This is a genomic window from Ramlibacter sp. AN1133 (assembly GCF_037890035.1).
Lineage (GTDB): Bacteria > Pseudomonadota > Gammaproteobacteria > Burkholderiales > Burkholderiaceae_C > Ramlibacter.
The window spans coordinates 1-373 of record NZ_JBBKTQ010000063.1 but is presented as its reverse complement, the minus strand read 5'-3'; the positions used below and the strand labels follow the sequence as shown (position 1 = coordinate 373).

Annotated in this window: 1 pseudogene; it reads left to right on the top strand. The window is 70.2% G+C overall.

Going from position 1 to position 373, the window contains the following annotated elements:
- A pseudogene (gene pntA, locus WG923_RS30365) lies at positions 1-373 on the top strand (Re/Si-specific NAD(P)(+) transhydrogenase subunit alpha); the annotation flags it as partial.

Below are 373 nucleotides of genomic sequence, written 5' to 3'. Positions count from 1 at the left end.
AGCGGTGGTGCGGCACGGCGTGACCATCATCGGCTACACCGACCTCGCGAGCCGGCTGGCCAAGCAGTCGTCCACGCTGTACTCGAACAACCTGCTGCGCCTGACCGAGGAGCTGTGCAAGACCAAGGACGGCGTGATCGACGTCAACATGGACGACGACGCCATCCGCGGCCTGACGGTCATCAAGGAAGGCGGCATCACGTGGCCGCCCCCGCCGCCGAAGATCCCGGCCGCGGCGCCGCAGGCCAAGCCGGCCGCGATGCCGGCCGCGCCCAAGGGGCACGGCCACGGCAGCAGCGAGCCGATGGCGGCCAAGTCGCTGGCGATCGTGTTCGGTGTCGGCGCGCTGCTGTTCCTGCTGGTGGGCCTGTAC